Source organism: Priestia sp. SIMBA_032 (assembly GCF_046535215.1).
GTDB lineage: Bacteria > Bacillota > Bacilli > Bacillales > Bacillaceae_H > Priestia > Priestia aryabhattai.
Genome location: NZ_JAWRXD010000503.1, coordinates 1 through 278 on the forward strand (window position 1 = coordinate 1; position 278 = coordinate 278).

General features: G+C 39.2%; 1 protein-coding gene. It reads left to right on the forward strand.

Translation table 11 applies throughout. The annotated features are described in order from the left end of the window. The coding region (locus tag SB717_RS35310; RefSeq protein WP_410907577.1) for a LamG domain-containing protein at positions 1 to 278 on the forward strand (278 nt) is incomplete at both ends.

A 278-nucleotide genomic window follows, 5' to 3' on the forward strand; every position in this document is an offset into this window, starting at 1 on the left:
TCAATTAGAAGCGAACAAAACGTATCACTTAACAGGAACGTATAACGGAAGTGAAGTGGCAATTTACGTAGATGGTAAAAAAGTAAATAGCCAGCCAGCTACTGGGAAAGTGTATCATCCAAACGTACCATTTGCATTTGGAGCGGATCCTGATAGTAACGGAAATGGTGGTATTCCGTTAAATGGACAAATTGCGCTTGCGAAATTATATAGTAAAGCGTTAAGTTCTTCAGAAGTATTAGCAGCGTACAATGAGTTCTCTAACCGTACGAAGTTAG